The sequence below is a fragment of the Luteitalea sp. genome, assembly GCA_009377605.1.
In the GTDB taxonomy this organism is placed as follows: Bacteria; Acidobacteriota; Vicinamibacteria; order Vicinamibacterales; family Vicinamibacteraceae; genus WHTT01.
This window is the reverse complement of sequence record WHTT01000022.1, coordinates 1-15,838: the sequence shown is the minus strand read 5'-3', so window position 1 is coordinate 15,838 and position 15,838 is coordinate 1. Positions and strand designations below refer to the sequence as shown.

The window sequence follows — 15,838 nt, the reverse complement described above, 5'->3', positions numbered from 1 at the left end:
CACCGAACACGCCGTCCGGAAGCCGCGCCGAGATATCGGCCGCCTCGGCGAGGCGGCCCTACCTAAAACCAAAACTTCGCTGCGAGCTGCATTTGCCGTGGCGTACTGCGTGTCGAGTTGATGCGTCCAAATGTCTCGTCGCCAAAGACGGACCGCGGGTTACTGAACGTCGGTGTGTTGAACAGGTTGAACACCTCGATGCCGAGCAAGACGTTCAGTCCCTGATTGAGCGTAAAGTTCTTACGGAACGCAAAGTCCGTCACGACCATACCGGGGCCGCGTAGGATGTTCCGACCTGCGTTGCCGTAGGTGTATTGCTCCGGCTCCGCGAATGCGGATGCGGTGATGCAGTTCGTCAGACGGTCGGCGCCACAATCGGCGGTGGCCGTCCCGACGAGATCGGGCCGCTGGTTCGGTGAGCCGGTGTTGGCGATATCTCCGGCAATCGTCACGTTGAACGGCAGGCCGCTCTCGAGCGTCGTCACGCCGCTGGCTTGCCATCCCCCTGCGATGGCTCGCACGAACGCGCTGTCAGCCTCCCCGAAGAAGGGCAGGTCATAGGAATAGCTGATGACAAAGCGGTGACGCAGGTCCCAATTCGCGTTGCCGTAGTCGGCGTCCCAGTCGTACGGGTTCATCGGGCGGCCGCCGGCGTTGGAGTTGTTGGCCTGATCGAGCGTATGGGCCCAGGTGTACGACGCCAGGAAGCTGACGCCATTGTTCAACCGCTGGCGCAGGATGACGTTCAGCGCGTTGTAGTTCGAGATTGCCTCGTTGAAAATCCAGCGGATATTGCCCCACCGTGGGTTGGGGCGACGCGATTGGACGCTGCCGGGTCCCGGCAGGGGAGTGTTGTTGTAGAAGCTGGTGTCCAGGTTGCGAGACGAGGAGCCGAGATACTGCAGATCCAGCGCGGCGCCCGACCACAACGCGCGCTGCAGGTCGAGGCTCCACTGGCGCATCATGGCGGTTGGCCAGTCGGGACCGACGGTGATGACATCCGCCGCTGGTGTATCCGTCTCTGCTCCCGATGGGGTCGGATTCGCCAGCGTCACCGTTGGGTTCGTTGGGTCCGAGTCGAAGGTGAAGAAGTTCGAGAACGGAGGATTGAGGGACAGCAGCGTGTAGCTGTTCGTCTGGTTCGCGTTGTAGTACAGGCCGAAGCCGCCGCGAGCCACCCAGTTCTCGCCCATGCGGTAGGCAAAGCCAATTCGGGGCGCCCAGTTGTTGTGATCCGGATCGGTGAACTCGAACCCAGGTTGCGGTGCGTCCGCCGGAATCAGCTCGGTCTGCTCCGCGTTGAGGATCGTCGCGTTGCCCGTGGGTGTGGTTGGAACGGTTGGGATCTCGTAACGGAGGCCGAGATTCAATGTCAAGTTGCGGGTCAGGTCCCACTTGTCCTGGAAGAAGAAGGCGCCACGCCACTGTTGACCCGCGGAGGCGAGTTGCGGCGCGCCCGTGACGCTGCTTCGCGGCATCCCGAGGAGAAAGTCTGCGGCATCGAAGCCGCTGAGCTCACCGAAGCTGGTGAGCTCACCGGTGAAGTTGAATCGCCCACGGGCATCGTTGGCCGCCGTTCGATCCGTACGGAGGCGGGCGAACTCCATGCCCATCATGAATGTGTGGGCACCCTTGGTCAGACTCAGGTTGTTGCTGAACTGCCACGTCTCATCGCTCTGGAACCAGTTGGTGCCGCCTCCAATGTCGTTGTACTGCGAGAGGTTGAAGTTGGCCAGCCCGGGATCGTCGGCCCGTGTGAAGCCAAAGCCCGGGATGCCGATGTCCGTGATCTCCTGCTGTAGCTCGGGACGCTCGAAAAAGATGTTGACGGTGTCGGTCTGGACGGAGTTACGCCCGAAGCGGAAATCGTTCACCATCGATGGCGTCAGGATATGCGTATAGCCGACCAGAAAATTCGTTTGCGTGTTGGGGGTGAACGCGCCGCTGTAGGGATCGAGCGACGTCGAGCTGGGCCGGCCATTCAGGTACGAATACCGGAAGGACAGGCGAACATCGTCCGACACGTTCTCGTCAACGCGGGTGATGAGCTGATCCCAGTAATTTTGTGTCGAGTCGATATTGATGAAGTTGTCCACCGTGCCTGCGGCGTTGGGCAGCGGCATGAACTCGAGCAGCCGTAATGCCTGTGGCGACAACCTGTCCTCTGGGATGACGTTGCCCGGAAACAGCGTGCCGGGCCGGGTTGGATCCGCGAGGGGCGTCGCGACCTCGGAGAAATCGCCCTGTCGCATCTTGGGCGTGAGAACGCTCTGAATGGCGGTGGATTCGCTGCGCAGACGCAGGCCCTCATAAGAGCCCATGAAGAAGGTCTTGTTCCTTCCGTTGTACACGCCTGGAATAACCACTGGCCCATCGACCTCGACGCCGAATTGGTTCTGGCGTAGCGGATTCTTGGGGCTCTCCGGATCGTCGAAGTAGTCGCGCGCCTCCAAGGCATCGTTGCGAAAGTACTCGAACAGCGCCCCGTGCATCTGGTTGGTGCCGCTCTTGGTGACGACGTTCATGTGCACGCCCAGATAGTTGCCGTACTGGGCCGCGTAGGTCCCCGTCTGGACGTGCATCTCGGACACCGCTTCCGCCGACGGGCGGAAGTTCACCGTCGTGATCAGGTTGTTCATGACACTGATGCCGTCCAGCGACACGTCGTTCTGGATGTTGCGCACGCCGGCGCCCGTGAACGTCTCGCCGGGAGGCACCCCGTTGGGGCTGTCTCCGTTCAGTCTGACGCCGGCCGTCGTCGTCGCCAGCTTCAAGACGTCACGCCCGGTGAGCGGCAGCGTCGCGATATCTCGCGTGGTGAGCACCTCACTGACGCTGGGCTCATCGGTGGTAAGGAGCGGTTGGGTCCCGGTGACGGTGACCTCTTGCGCGACCCCGCCGACCTGCAGCGTGAAGTTGGTGCGGACGGTCTGGTTGGTCTCGACCAGCACGCCAGAACTGGCGGTCGGATCGAAGCCCGCCATCTCGACTGTGATCGTGTACGTGCCGATCCTCACGAACGGGAGCGTGTACGAGCCTTGAGCGTTCGTCGCGGCGGAGTACGTGTCCGTGGTCGCCTCGTTGACCGCCGTGATCTGGGCTCCAACGATCCCCGCACCGCTGTCGTCGGTGACCGTGCCTACCAATGAGGTCGTGGTTGCAAGCTGTGCGGCGGCTGGCGCCGGCAAAAAGAAGAGCGTCAAAGCAAGCGCAATTCGTCTATTCATGGCTCCGCGAACTCTGCATCAATCGAGGGCAGGGATGCAACGGGCCCTGTAACGCCCGCGCGACGTCATGCTATATCAAAATGCTTTAAAAATCTCGTGCGGAGGGGCGAAGAGCTTCACCACGAAGGACACGAAGTGCCCTTCGTGGTTAACCCTTCGGTTCTTCGTGGTGGTCGGGCTGCGGCGCGGCTATGCCCACTGCCATCCACTCTTCGAGAGGGGTAGCGACCGGATGCGCTCACCGGTTGCCGCGAAAATGGCGTTGCACACGGCGGGCGGCGCTGGCGGCAGCCCAGGCTCGCCGAGGCCGGTCGGTGGATGATCGCTCCGCAGGAAGTGCACCTCCACCGGTGGCACTTGCGTGTGGCGCAGCAGCGGGAAGTCGTTGAAGTTGCTCTGCACCGTCCTGCCGCCCTCGATTGTAATCTCCTGGCCGAGCAGCGCTCCCAGACCGTCGAGCACACACCCCTGTACCTGGTTTACGGCATTGCTGGTGTTGACTATCTGCCGACCGACATCGCCGGCCACCCAGAATTTATTGACCTTGAGCTTCTTGCCACTGTCCGCCGTGACCTCTGCCACCTCGGCGAAGTAACCGCGATGGCTGAAGTGGAAGGCCACGCCCATCCCCGTGCCCTTGGGGAGCGTGCGCTTGCCCCAGCCGGACTTCTCGGCCACGAGCTCGAGCACGCCGCGCATCCTGGCGGCATCGTAGCCGTCGCGTCCTTCGGGATCGCCCACGAAGCGCGGTTCACCGAGCAAATCTAGCCGAAACTGTACCGGGTCCTTGGCGGCCGCGTGTGCAAGCTCGTCGATGAACGACTGCATCACCCACGCGAGCGCGTTGCTGCCGGGAGCGCGTAGGGGCCCGGTCGGCACACCCAGCGGCATGACGGAGCTCTCGAGCGCGAAGTTCTCGATGAAGCGGGCCGGAAACTCGTGGGGCTGAATTCCCGCGCTGGGCGCAAACTCTTCCCCTTCGCCGAAGGTGACGAAATGATCGCGCCAGGCGACCAGCTTCCCCGAGTCGTCGACGCCGCCCTTGAAGAAGTGAAAGCCTGCGGGACGGTAGAAGCCGTGACGCATGTCGTCTTCGCGCGTCCACAACAGCTTCACGGGCGCGCCGGCGGCCTTCGAGATCCACGCAGCCTCGACCATGTAGTCGTTCTTCAAGCGCCGGCCGAATCCACCGCCGATGCGCGTCAAGTTGATGGTGACGGCGCTCTCGGGAATGCCGAGCGTCTTCGCCACCAACTCGCGGCCCGACTGTGGGGTCTGCGATGGCGCCCAGATCTCGACTTTGCCGTCCTGGAAGTGCGCGGTGCAGTTCTGCGGCTCGAGCGTGGCGTGAGAGATGAAGGGATAGACGTAGGAGGCTTCCACCACTTTGGCCGTCTGCAACGCCGCGTCGACGTCACCGTCTCGACGCAGGCTCCTCGCCGGCGGTTGCTTCGCGAGCTCGGCCGCGCGGCGGGCAAAGCCATCGCTGCTCTGCGACGCCGTTTCTCCCTCGTCCCACTTCACCTGCAGCTTCTCTCGCGCCGTCCGGGCCGCCCACCAGGTGTCCGCGACGATGGCCACGCCGCTGAGCAGGCCCTCGAGGTCGTCGCCCCCTTCCACCATGAAGGCCTGGCGCACGCCCGGCAACGCCTTTACCTCGTCGAGATTGGCGCTCACGGCCTTGCCGCCGAACACCGGGCACTTCTCGAATACGGCGTGGAGCATATCGGGCACCGTGACGTCGATGCCGAACAGAGGCTTGCCCGTGACGATCGCGGGATTGTCGACACCGGGGACCGCCGTGCCGATGATCTTGTAGTCCTTGGGATTCTTGAGCGAGACGGTCTCGAGGTCCGGTGGCGCGATGGTTGCCGCCTTCGAGGCGAGCTCGCCGTACCCCAGTGTGCGTCCGGTCGGGCGATGGTGCACCACGGCGGAGGCGGCGTAGCACTCCGACTCTGGGACGCCCCAGGTCTGCGCCGCGGCTGCAACGAGCATCTGTCGGCCCGCTGCGCCAACCTGGCGCAGCTCGTCCCAGTTGTTCGGCGTGGACGTGCTGCCACCGGCGACCTGGCGGCCGTACTTCTTCTCATCGCTCAGCGCCTGTTCGATCTGGACGTCCTTCCAGTCGACCTCCAGCTCCTCGGCGATGAGCATCGGGAGCATCGTCTTCACGCCCTGGCCGAGCTCGGGGTTCTTGGCCATCAGGGTGACCGCGCCGTCGGGCGTGATACGGATGAACGCGTTGGGCGTGAACGCCCCGCTGGCATCGCTTACCGCGGCAACGCCCTCACTGACGCGCTCGACGCAGGAGCCGAGCAACACACCGCCACCCGCGAGCGCGGTCACGCGAAGGAAGCAGCGACGATCAACAAGCAGACTGGTCATGACGCCTCCTTATTTGTTGGCGGACGGTTGATTGGCACTGGCCGTTTGCGTCACGACGTTGCCGGCCGCTTTGTGAATCGCCTCGCGGATACGCAGATACGTCGCGCAGCGACACAGGTTGCCGCTCATCGCGCGATCGATATCGCCATTCGTTGGCTTCGGTGTTTGCGCCAGCAGCGCTGCGGCCGACATGATCTGCCCGGCTTGGCAGTAGCCGCATTGCGGCACGTCCACGGCTTGCCAGGCGCGCTGCAGCGGATGGGAGCCGTCGGTCGAGAGGCCTTCGATCGTCGTGACCTCGGCGTCGCCGACCGATGAGACCGGGACCTGACAGGAGCGCACGGCCTTCCCGGCGAGATGCACCGTGCAGGCGCCGCACTGGGAGATCCCGCAACCGTACTTCGTCCCCTTGAGATCGAGGACATCGCGCAGCACCCACAACAGCGGGATGTCGGCGGGGACATCCACCGACGTGGACTTTCCATTGACCTTGAGTGTGAAAGCCATGAAATCACCTTCTCTTCGGTGTGAACCGTTTCCCCACCACACCGCGGTGCACGGCGAAGCCGACGAGACACTGCAGGAACGTTCTTATTCAACTAGAGTGCACCGTGAAACGCAAGTCCCGGCGAAATTGCTTGTAGCGCAGGCCTTTAGGCCTGCCAACGCCGCAATGAGCAGGCCTAAAGGCCTGCGCTACGTGTGGAGACAAGCGGTCACCGCGTCGCTTTGTCGCCTTCTTTCGCCCCTAAGCAGTAGAGCCGCCCATCTTGCGCGCCGATGACCAGCCGGCCCGCGGCAATGGCGGGCGACGCCGTAATTGGCGCTCCCGCCTCGAAGTCCCAGACCTTCTTGCCGCTCGCGGCGTCCACCACATACAACCGCCCGTCGTTCGAGCCGACGTACACGCGCTCCTTCGTCACGGCGGGTGACGAGTCGATGCGTGCGCGCGTCGTGAATGTCCAGCGTGCTTTGCCGGTCTCGGCGTCGATCGCGTGCAGCATCTTGTCCCGGCCGCCCACGTAGACCGTTGTTCCCTCGACAGCCGCCGACGAATAGAAGGGAAAGCTGCGATCAGGATGGCGATAACGCCAGAGAATCCGATGCGTCTCGAGGTCGACGGCCAACACCTCACTCTCGAACGTTCCATAGAACGCGCGCGACCCCTCCAACGCCGCAGAGGCGCCGGTGTACGCGCCGGACGAGACCGTGAACAGCTCCTTGCCGTCCGCCACGCGAATGGCGCGGAGGAACTCGTCGCAGCCCGCAATGTGGGCGACGCCGTCACGTAGAGCCGCCGTGGCATGTACAGGCCCGTCCGTTCTCACCTTCCAGGCCAGCTGTCCGTCCAAGCCGAGGCCATAGAGATGTCCGTCGTACGATCCGATGAGCACGCGGTCGTTGACGGCGACCGGCGAGGACTTGATCTCGCCCTCCGTCTTGAAGGTCCAGCGCGCCTTGCCGGTGGCGGCGTCGACGGCGTGCAACACGCCGTCGAGATCGCCGACGTACACAACACCACGACTCACCGCCGGTGACGACTCACCCAGACCGAGGTCCGAGGCCTTGTAGGTCCACTTGACCTTGCCGCTCGCCAAGTCGAGCGCCACGAGCACCCCTGGCTGGGCACCGACGTAGACCGTGCCGTCCACGATCGCCGCAGATGACTCGACCGACTCGCCAACGTCGGTCGTCCACAGGAGCTCGAGCGCCGGCGGCAGCTCGCTGGCCGTTCCGGTGAGCTCGGGACTCCCGCGGAACTGCGCCCAGTCGTCTCCGCGTGCCTGCTGCGGCTGAGCGGCGTCGGCCCAGGTCCAGCACGATAAGACGAGGGCGCTCACGACTGCCTGTTTTCTCATTGCTCCTACGGACCCGCCGTACGCGGGGCTCCCTTGCCGCTGAGCGCGAACAACTGGTTGCGGTTGTTGATGAACAGCACGTTGTTGGCTGGCACGGGCGTCGAGTAAACCGAGCTGCCCATGTTGCTCTCGCTGATCACCTTCAGCTCCTTGCCCGCTTGCAGCACGGTGACGTCGCCATCCTCGTCACCGAGATAGACCTTCCCGTCGAGCACGATCGGTGAGCCCCACACGGCGGCGAACATGTCGTGCACCCAGTACGGCTTGCCGGTCTTTGCGTCGAGGCAATGCAAGAACCCGCTGAAGTCCGCGTAATAGACGAGACCATCGTGCACGGCGGCTGTCGAGATCGACCGGCGGATCTTCTCGTAGTGCCAGACGAGCCCGCTCTTGGTAATGTCGCCTCGCTTGGTCGGATCGATCGCGTACAGATGCCCCACGCCTTCGCCGTGCTCTGGATCCTGGCCATTGGCGACGTAGACGATCCCGTCGGCGACGACCGCCGTGCTAATCACGTTGTTGCGGGTCTTCGGCCACACGGCATCCTTCGGATTCGTGTCGAACTCCCACAGCCGCTCGCCCGTGACCGCGTCGTTGGCGCGGACCCAGCCGTCGCCCTGACCCATGATCACCTGGACGGTCTCGCCGATCTCCGCCACCGCCGCTGCCGACCACTGCCCATGCAGAATGCGATCCTCGACGGGATTGTCCTCCCACACCAGCTCGCCGGTCTTCTTGTTGAGCGCGATGATCGCAGGCGCCTTCGGTGAGGGGATGTTGACGTGGCTCTCGTCCTGCCCGTTCGACGTGCTCACGTAGATCAGATCACCGTGAGACACGGGCGACGAGTTCGACATGTTGTGGGGGAACGAGCCGACTTCCTCCATCATGTCGAATTCCCAGAGGATGTCGCCATCCTGCTCGCTCGTGAGCTTCTCGTCGGTGACGGGACCGTCGTTGTTCCCATCATGGAAGCCGTCGAGATCGACCGCCATGACCACGCCGCGATTCGAGACGTAGTAGGCCACGCCGTTCTCCACCAGTGGGGAAGAGCACACCCCTTGATACGGCCAGTCGTTCGCGCGGCCCGAAGACAGCTTCTCGTGGGTGATTTGCCACAAGAGCTCCCCATCCTCCTCGCGAAAGGCCATCAGCACGCCCCGGTCGCCGTCCTGTTTCGGATCCTTCAGGGCCTCGTTGTTCGTCCCGACGAGCACGACACCGTCGGCGACCACCGGGTTGCCGTAGGTCTGCGATCCCAGCTCCGCCATCCACTTCACGTTCTCTTTGGTCTGGACGTCCCACTCGGTCGGGACGCCGGTCATCTTCGACACCATGTTGCGATCCGGCGTGCCGCCCCACATCGGCCAGTCGCCGGTGCCTGGATCGGAAGCGCTGAGAAACGTGCCAGTGCCGAGGAGGATGAGTGTTCCGCTAGTGAGAGCTCTTCTGAGGCGCATCATTGTTCCTATACACGTTGATATTGTCGAACGCCATGTCGGACAGCGCGTCGGAATACAACCCAGGGCTGCCCTCGCGGTGTCCGATTGGATCCATCTTTTCGACCAGCCACTCGGTCGGCTCCGGCTCACCCGTTGGCCAGGCCTTTCCTTGCACGCGCGTCACGCCATTTTCGAGGTTCTCGACGCGCAGCTTCACGCGATACCAAGTGTCCGGCTTCCACGCGAACGGGGCGCGGACCGTCATCTCGTCCGCGGCCTGCCACGGATGCAGCTCGATGCGCTGGTTGTTTCCGAACAGCACCAGCACGTAACGCTGCGCGATGACCCCGGCATCCCCCATCCGGCGCCGCTGTTCCGACGCCTGCACATCGGCTTCCACCGTGTAATCGGACCAGTCCGGCGGTCCCAGATACGCACGCACGCGACGGGCAACCACGTCGTTCGCCTCGCGGAACAGCGCCCTCGTGCCGGCGACGTCACGGACGATGAACCGGAACTTCCCACTCGCGTTGATCCAGTGCGACGGGGGCTCCGGTGCTTGCTGCGAGTCGAAGTCGATCGACCAGGGCAGTGGTGGAATGACCCGCACCCGACCAACGCCGGAAACCGACCCGAGCGTGGCCTTCACCGTGAGTGCATGTGGCCCATCCGCCGGCGCCTTATACGTGCCGTCGGCATCGATACCCCCGCCCCCCTCGACAGCCCACGTTGGCTTCTGCTCGCCGAGCAATCGACCATTTGCATCGTAGACCTGCGCGCGGAACGTCTCGGTCTCGCCCGGTGCAACACGCGCTTCGTACGGCACCACGAGAAGCGTGGCCGGCTCTCCCGTGGCGGCGGTCTCGCTGTCCGATCCTACAGGCTCTGGAGGCGCTGGCGCTGCCGTCTGGCGTGGCGCATCGCGTGGGCCGATCGCATAGGTCGCCTCCATCGAGGCTACGTAGACCCGCCCGTTCGACACGGCTGGCGATCCGATGATGGCCTCGGGATTGTCCGGTTTGCCCAGCCAATCCTCGTCGAGCACATCGACACCATCGGCCCGCGGCCTGAGAATGTAGAATCGCCCGTTCTCCGTGCCGACGTACAGCTTGCCGTCGGCCAGCACCGGTGAGCCCTTCTGGATGGTACCCAGCGTATGCCTCCAGAGCGCCTTCCCGGTCGCCCGGTCGAAAGCGCCGAGCACTGCGCTGTTGTCCATCTGGTAGAGACGCTCGCTATCCATCACCGGCGAGGGAAAGCCGCCGGCAGAGCCGTGCGTCACCCACTTGATCTGCTGCTTGCCGATTTCGCCCTGCGCCGCGCCGTCGATGGCGGCCACCATCCCCATCTCGGTGGTACCCGTATTCTCCTCGCTGTGGGTCATATAGACCGTCGTGCCGTCGACCAGCACACTGTTGTTGAGGGCACGCTTGGTGACGTGCCACTGCCACACTGGCTCGCCGGTACCGACCCGCAATGCGTGGACAACGCCATCCGTTCCGCCCACGATCAGCAAGCGATTTCCGTCGATCTCGGCCACCACCGACGTCGAGTAATTGGTGTCGTAATGCCACTTCTGCGGTGCGCTGACCCAGGTCGTCGCGCCCGTTACCTTGTCGAAGGCGAAGTAGCGATTGGTCGTGGCCGCGAGATCGCCCCAGCCTGCGTTCAACCCGCTGACCACGACCAGATCTCCGTCGATCACCGGCGACACCGTTCGCCCGCCGTGGGTCGTAATGACACCGAACTCTTCCGGCAGCGAGCGTGACCAGAGCAGCTTGCCGTCACGCGACAGGGCGGCGAGCTGTGCGGCAACGGTGTGGACGTAGACGTTGTCGGTCTGTGGGTCCACGCTCGGAGACGCCCAACCCGCACGATGCTCCGGGACATCGCTCAGGTAAATGCTGAACTTCTGCTCCCAGAGTACTTCACCCGTGTCCGCGTCCAGGCACATGACGCGCTCTTGTGCTGTCTTGGCATCGCCGGCGACATTCTGGAGGTACAGCCGATTGTCGTGGATGACCGGAGCCGAGCGGGCACCATACGGCACGCGCCAGGCGAGGTTCTCACCCTCTGGCGACCACTGCTCGGGGAGGCCGGTTTCCGTCGAGTGGCCATCGCGGGCCGGCCCACGCCACTCCGGCCAGTCGTTACTCTGCTGCGCCTCGGCCTCGGCACCAGCTGTCGCGGCCTGATCGCCCGCAGGCGCCGAGGAGGCAGCGGCAGAGAGGCACACGCCGGCGGCCAGCCCAGCAGCGGCACATACGAGCCGCTTTCCAAACCTTCGTCGTTTCGTCACAGCAGACCATCCTTGCACACGTGATGAGGACATCCCGTAGATCTTACGCTGCCATCCCGTCGAGTGTTGCGTGGACTTCTCTCACCATGGATCTTAGAGCGCGAGAGGACATTTTGCTGTAGCGCAGGCCTTGAGGCCTGCCAACGCCGCCCTGGGCAGGGCTAAAGCCCTGCGCTACGTGTTCTGGACGTGGTCGGAAGCTCAACGCTGAATGTTGTCCCCTCGTTGAGGACGCTCCGGCATGTAATCGTCCCGCCGTGCGCGTCGACGATGGCCCGGCTGATGGCCAAGCCGAGGCCCGCGCCACCATCGCGGGCCGCCCGCGCCGTGTCGGCACGCCAGAAGCGATCGAACACACGCATCGTCTCGGCAGGATCGATGCCACTCCCGGTGTTGGCGACCTCCATCCCGACCTTGTCGGGCGCCTGCGACAGGCGGACGTGCACCTGACCATGGGGCCAGTTGTAGCGCACGGCGTTGGAGAGGAGGTTGGACACCAACGTCCGAAGTTGGACTGGGTCGCCCTGGAGCGCTGCCGTGCCATCGACCTGGACGGTGATCCCTCGCTCGGCGGCCAGTGGTAGCAGCTCCGCCACTGTCTCGTCGGCGAGGTCGCGCAGCTCGACCGGCTCGCAGGTGGGCGCCAGCGTGCCCGACTCGAGCCGCGCGAGCGTGAGGAGGCTCTCGGCGAGATCCTTCATCCGGCGCGCCTGTCGAGCGCACACCTCGAGCGAGCGCCGGTATTCGTCTGGCGTCCTTGACCGGCCGAGCGCCCATTGCGTCTCCGCCACCAGCGTGGTGACGGGTGTCCTCAGCTCGTGGCTCGCGTCCGAGGTGAGTTGTCGCTCGCGTGCGAGCGCGCGCCCGAGCCGGTCGAAGGCCTCGTTCAGGGCGGTGGCCACGCCCACGAATTCCGTATCCACGCTGCCGGCATCGATTCGCGCCGGCTGGCCGGGCGCCAACAACCGCGCCGTGTGATCGATCTGACCGATGGAACGTGCGAGCTGCTGCCGGAGCCACACGGCCATCGGCAACGCGAAGACCGCTACGACGAGACTGGCGACGAGCAAGCTGGCGGCGAGGCGGCGGACATCACCGTAGAGAGGGGCGAGCGGACGGCCGACGACGACGCTGGCACCGCGTGGGCCGTCGACGAGCACTTCGCGATGCCCTTGGCGCACACGCGTCAGCGGGAGGCGCGCGCCTGAGGCCGGTCCCGCGGGAGCCATGCCATCGAGCAGCCGGCCCTCGGTATCGAACACCCCGTAATAGCCTTCGTCTGCCTCGAGGATCCGAACCACCTCGTCCGGGACATCGATGTTCAGCGTGTCCTCGCCGACCGTGACCTGCGTGGCGAGCGAGCGCGCCTCGTCGCCGAGCCGCACGTCGACCGCCCGCAGCGACACACGCCAGTACTGCCAGGAGGCGACGGTGCCGAGCGTGAGCCCCAACAGCGCCGCCCACAGCGCGGCGCGAATCGACAGCCAGCGAACGAGCGACCTACTTCTCGATGATGTAGCCATGGCCGCGGACGGTTTGGATCACATCCGAGCCCAGCTTGCGCCGGAGACCCGCGACGAACACCTCCAGCACGTTGGACATTGTCTCTTCCGAATCGCCGTAGAGATGATCGAGAAGCTCACTCCGCGAGACGACGCGGCCACGATGTAACGCCAGGTACTCGATTAGGCGGAACTCCCGTGGTGTCAGCGGCACATCCACTCCCGTCCGTCGAACGCGCCGCCGCGGTGTGTCGATCTCGACGTCGCCGACCATCAGGATTGGCGCCCTTTGGCCCGCTGCGCGACGTACGAGCGCGCGGCAGCGTGACACCAGCTCCGCAGGCTCGAATGGCTTGATGAGGTAGTCGTCGGCGCCGCTATCGAGCAGTTTGACCCGGTCGGTCACGGCGTCACGCGCGGTCAGCACGAGCACGGGAACCTGCTGGGCTCGGGCACGGAGCTCCCCCAGGAGCCGCTCACCCTGGAGCCGGGGCAGCATCAAGTCGAGAACGATGAGGTCGTAGGGGGCTTCGAGCGCAAGATACAAGCCCTCCTCGCCATCGTACGCCACATCGGGCGAGAACCCCGCGTCGGCCAGCAAGCGTTGCACCGCCGACGCGAGGTCCTCTTCGTCTTCAACGATGAGCACGCGCATTATTCCCGATCAGTCCCGGTCCACCTGCTCGTACCAAAGCCGCTCGAAGTGCGCCGTCGAGTCACCGGGAAGCCAGAAGGCGAGCGCGCCTGGTGAGTGGAGACTGTTGTCGCGCTCGCTGGCGACAGGAATGTCATTCAACCAGACCCGCAGCCGTTCGCCGACGTGCTCGACAAGGATCTCGTGCCACTGGTCCCGCTCCAGCCGAAGCCGCTCGAGTCGTTCCAGGCGGACGCGGTTGCCGCCGACGAACTTGTAGACGATGAGCTCGTGATCGTTGATGTCGAGCCGTACGGCATAGTAGTTCTCCGCGTCCTGCACGCGCCACGCCAGGCCGGCTGCCTCGTCACCCTTGCCAACCCGCAGGCGAACACCGGCGCGAAAGTGCTCGATTCGCATGTCCTTCAATGCGGCCAGCCGGTAGCCCCGGTCGCCGATGGTGGTCTGACTCAAGACCGGCCGGCCATCGATGTGCTGCACCGTCCATGTTCCCGCCTCTTCATCGCTCGAGCTCATCGTGCGAAACAAGTCGGGCAGGGTCCCGCTCTTCGCCTGATCGAACGTCACGACGGTCTCTTCGTCCGAGCCCGCAATCGAGTGGAGAGGCAGGACGGCGAGCACGACGGCAAACGCGCAGAGGGATACCCATGCTTCGCGGGCGCACATGTGACCAGTCTGTGCCATGAAACCTGAAGAACGCGTGAAAGCCGTCTTCATCGTCGGTTCAGGTCAGAGATCGTAGCCTTCCTACAGACGCCATGCACGCGGTTTTGCCACGCGCGCATCGCTTTCATCATGATCATCACCATCCGCTGGTCGAGAGTCGTCTGCCTTGGAATCCTGGTGCTGCTGTGGCCGGCCGACGGCCGCGCTAGCACGGGTGGCCCCGGAGCCGCCGCAGTATCGACGACGCAACAGACTGATACGGGGAGTCTGATGGTGGAGGTGAGCGACGTCCTGGCTGGGGTGCTGCCAGGTGCGACGGTGACCGTTGTTGGTCCATTGCCCGGCACGGCCACCATCTTCGACGTGACGAAGGGGCGAGGCGAGATTGTCTTCGACGGCTTGGCGCCCGGCCGCTATCGGCTCCGTGTGGAGATGCCAGGCTTCGAGGCGAGGGAGGTGGAGGACGTCGAGATACGGGCAGGGCGGCGCGCGCAGAAAGCGGTGGAGCTCTCGCTCAGTCGCTTCACCGAGGAGGTGGTGGTTGGCCAGGATGAAGCCGAGCGGCGCCTGACGGACAGCTTCACGGAGACGATGTCCGACGAGGAGATTGAGCAGCTTCCAGACGACCCGGAGGCGATGGCGACCCTGCTCCAGGAGCTGGCTGGCCCGGACGCCGAGCTGCGTGTCAACGGGTTCGAGGATGGCGAGCTGCCGCCCAAGTCGCAGATTCAAGCCATCCGCGTTCGTTCGGATCCATTCTCGCCGGACGTGCATGGCGCCGGGCGGCCGCGCGTGGAGATCATCACCAAGCCAGGCTCGAGCACCTGGGAAAATCGCGTGGACTTCGGGTTTCGGGACGAGTCGCTGGACGCACGCAATTACTTCGCGTCGGAGCGCGGCGTGGGGCAGACCCGCAGGTGGCGGTGGAACGTGAGCGGCCCGCTCATCAAGGACAAGATGTCGATTGCGCTCGATGTTCGGCGGACGACGGCCTCTGACGCGCAAACCATCGTTGCGACGCGGCTAGACGACAACGCGAGCGACATCGTGAGTCAAGAGTTCGGTCGTCTGGACGTCGGTCTGCGCCTCGAGCATGGGCTCACCGATGCCCACACCCTGCGCTTCGAGTATCAACGACGGACCGGCGACCGCAATAATCTCGGCGTGGGCGAGTTCGACTTGCCGGAGCGTGCTTACACGAGCGAGGACTTCCGAAACATCCTGCGGGTGTCGGAGATGGGGACGTTCGGCAAGAAGGCGTTCAACGAGCTCCGCGTCGAGTACTCCTGGGATGGGGAGGACGTGCACTCCGGCAGCGACGCCGTCACGATCGACGTCCAGAATGCGTTCACGTCTGGCGGCGCGCAGCGGGGAGGTGGGTCACGCGAGCGGGAGCTGGAGATCGAGAACGACCTCGAGCTGGCGCTGAGCGATCGATACAAGATGCGGGTGGGGTTCGAGGGGGAGGTCGGTTGGTCACGAACCGACGAATGGGAGAACAACAACGGCACATTCGAGTTTGCAAGCCTGGCAGACTACGAGGCTGGCCGGCCTCTTCAGTTCAGCCAGCGCGTGGGCAATCCCTTCATCGAGTACTCGCGGTACGAATTGGGCTGGTACATCCACAACGAGCTTCGCTTACGCGAGAACCTGCAGCTCGGTCTGGGGCTGCGGCACGAGTTCCAGTCGCACCTGGACGACTGGAACAACTTCGGCCCGCGAGCGAGCGTGGCCTGGACGCCCGGCGGCGACGAGGGGAAGACGACCATTCGCGGCGGATTCGGTATCTCGTATGACTGG

The 15,838-nt window shown here is 64.5% G+C and carries 10 protein-coding genes; 1 reads left to right on the top strand and 9 read right to left on the bottom strand.

What is annotated here, in order from left to right; translation table 11 throughout:
* Nucleotides 1-62: 62 nt before the first annotated feature.
* From GEV06_09520 to GEV06_09480, 9 genes are all read right to left on the bottom strand, one after another.
* Complete coding sequence (locus tag GEV06_09520) at nt 63-3,227, bottom strand: hypothetical protein (protein ID MPZ18135.1); 3,165 nt, start codon at nt 3,225-3,227, stop codon at nt 63-65.
* A gap of 189 nt (nt 3,228-3,416) precedes the next feature.
* Entirely contained in the window at nt 3,417-5,615 is a 2,199-nt protein-coding gene (locus GEV06_09515; protein MPZ18134.1) for a molybdopterin-dependent oxidoreductase, read from the bottom strand.
* Between the two features lie 9 nt (nt 5,616-5,624).
* On the bottom strand, nt 5,625-6,122 hold the full coding sequence (locus tag GEV06_09510) for a 2Fe-2S iron-sulfur cluster binding domain-containing protein (GenBank protein MPZ18133.1): 498 nt from the start codon (nt 6,120-6,122) through the stop codon (nt 5,625-5,627).
* A 209-nt stretch (nt 6,123-6,331) separates the two neighbouring features.
* On the bottom strand, nt 6,332-7,474 hold the full coding sequence (locus GEV06_09505; GenBank protein MPZ18132.1) for a PQQ-binding-like beta-propeller repeat protein: 1,143 nt from the start codon (nt 7,472-7,474) through the stop codon (nt 6,332-6,334).
* A gap of 5 nt (nt 7,475-7,479) precedes the next feature.
* The gene (locus GEV06_09500) at nt 7,480-8,937 is read right to left on the bottom strand and encodes a PQQ-binding-like beta-propeller repeat protein (protein MPZ18131.1); all 1,458 of its coding nucleotides are present in this window, start codon (nt 8,935-8,937) and stop codon (nt 7,480-7,482) included.
* The gene (locus GEV06_09495) at nt 8,909-11,248 is read right to left on the bottom strand and encodes a PQQ-binding-like beta-propeller repeat protein (GenBank protein MPZ18130.1); all 2,340 of its coding nucleotides are present in this window, start codon (nt 11,246-11,248) and stop codon (nt 8,909-8,911) included. Before GEV06_09495 ends, GEV06_09500 begins: the two co-directional genes overlap by 29 nt.
* A gap of 128 nt (nt 11,249-11,376) precedes the next feature.
* Nucleotides 11,377-12,738, bottom strand: coding sequence for a hypothetical protein (locus GEV06_09490; GenBank protein ID MPZ18129.1), 1,362 nt, complete (start codon nt 12,736-12,738; stop codon nt 11,377-11,379).
* Nucleotides 12,716-13,372 carry a response regulator gene (locus GEV06_09485; GenBank protein MPZ18128.1) on the bottom strand — a complete coding sequence of 219 codons (657 nt, stop codon included), beginning with the start codon at nt 13,370-13,372 and terminating at the stop codon, nt 12,716-12,718. The genes GEV06_09490 and GEV06_09485 overlap by 23 nt, the downstream gene beginning before the upstream one ends.
* Before the next feature lie 9 nt (nt 13,373-13,381).
* Complete coding sequence (locus GEV06_09480; protein MPZ18127.1) at nt 13,382-14,056, bottom strand: hypothetical protein; 675 nt, start codon at nt 14,054-14,056, stop codon at nt 13,382-13,384.
* 111 nt (nt 14,057-14,167) lie between these two features.
* Here GEV06_09480 and GEV06_09475 point away from each other — a divergent pair.
* Nucleotides 14,168-15,838, top strand: a 1,671-nt coding sequence (locus GEV06_09475; protein MPZ18126.1) for a hypothetical protein, incomplete at its 3' end; no start/stop codon positions are given.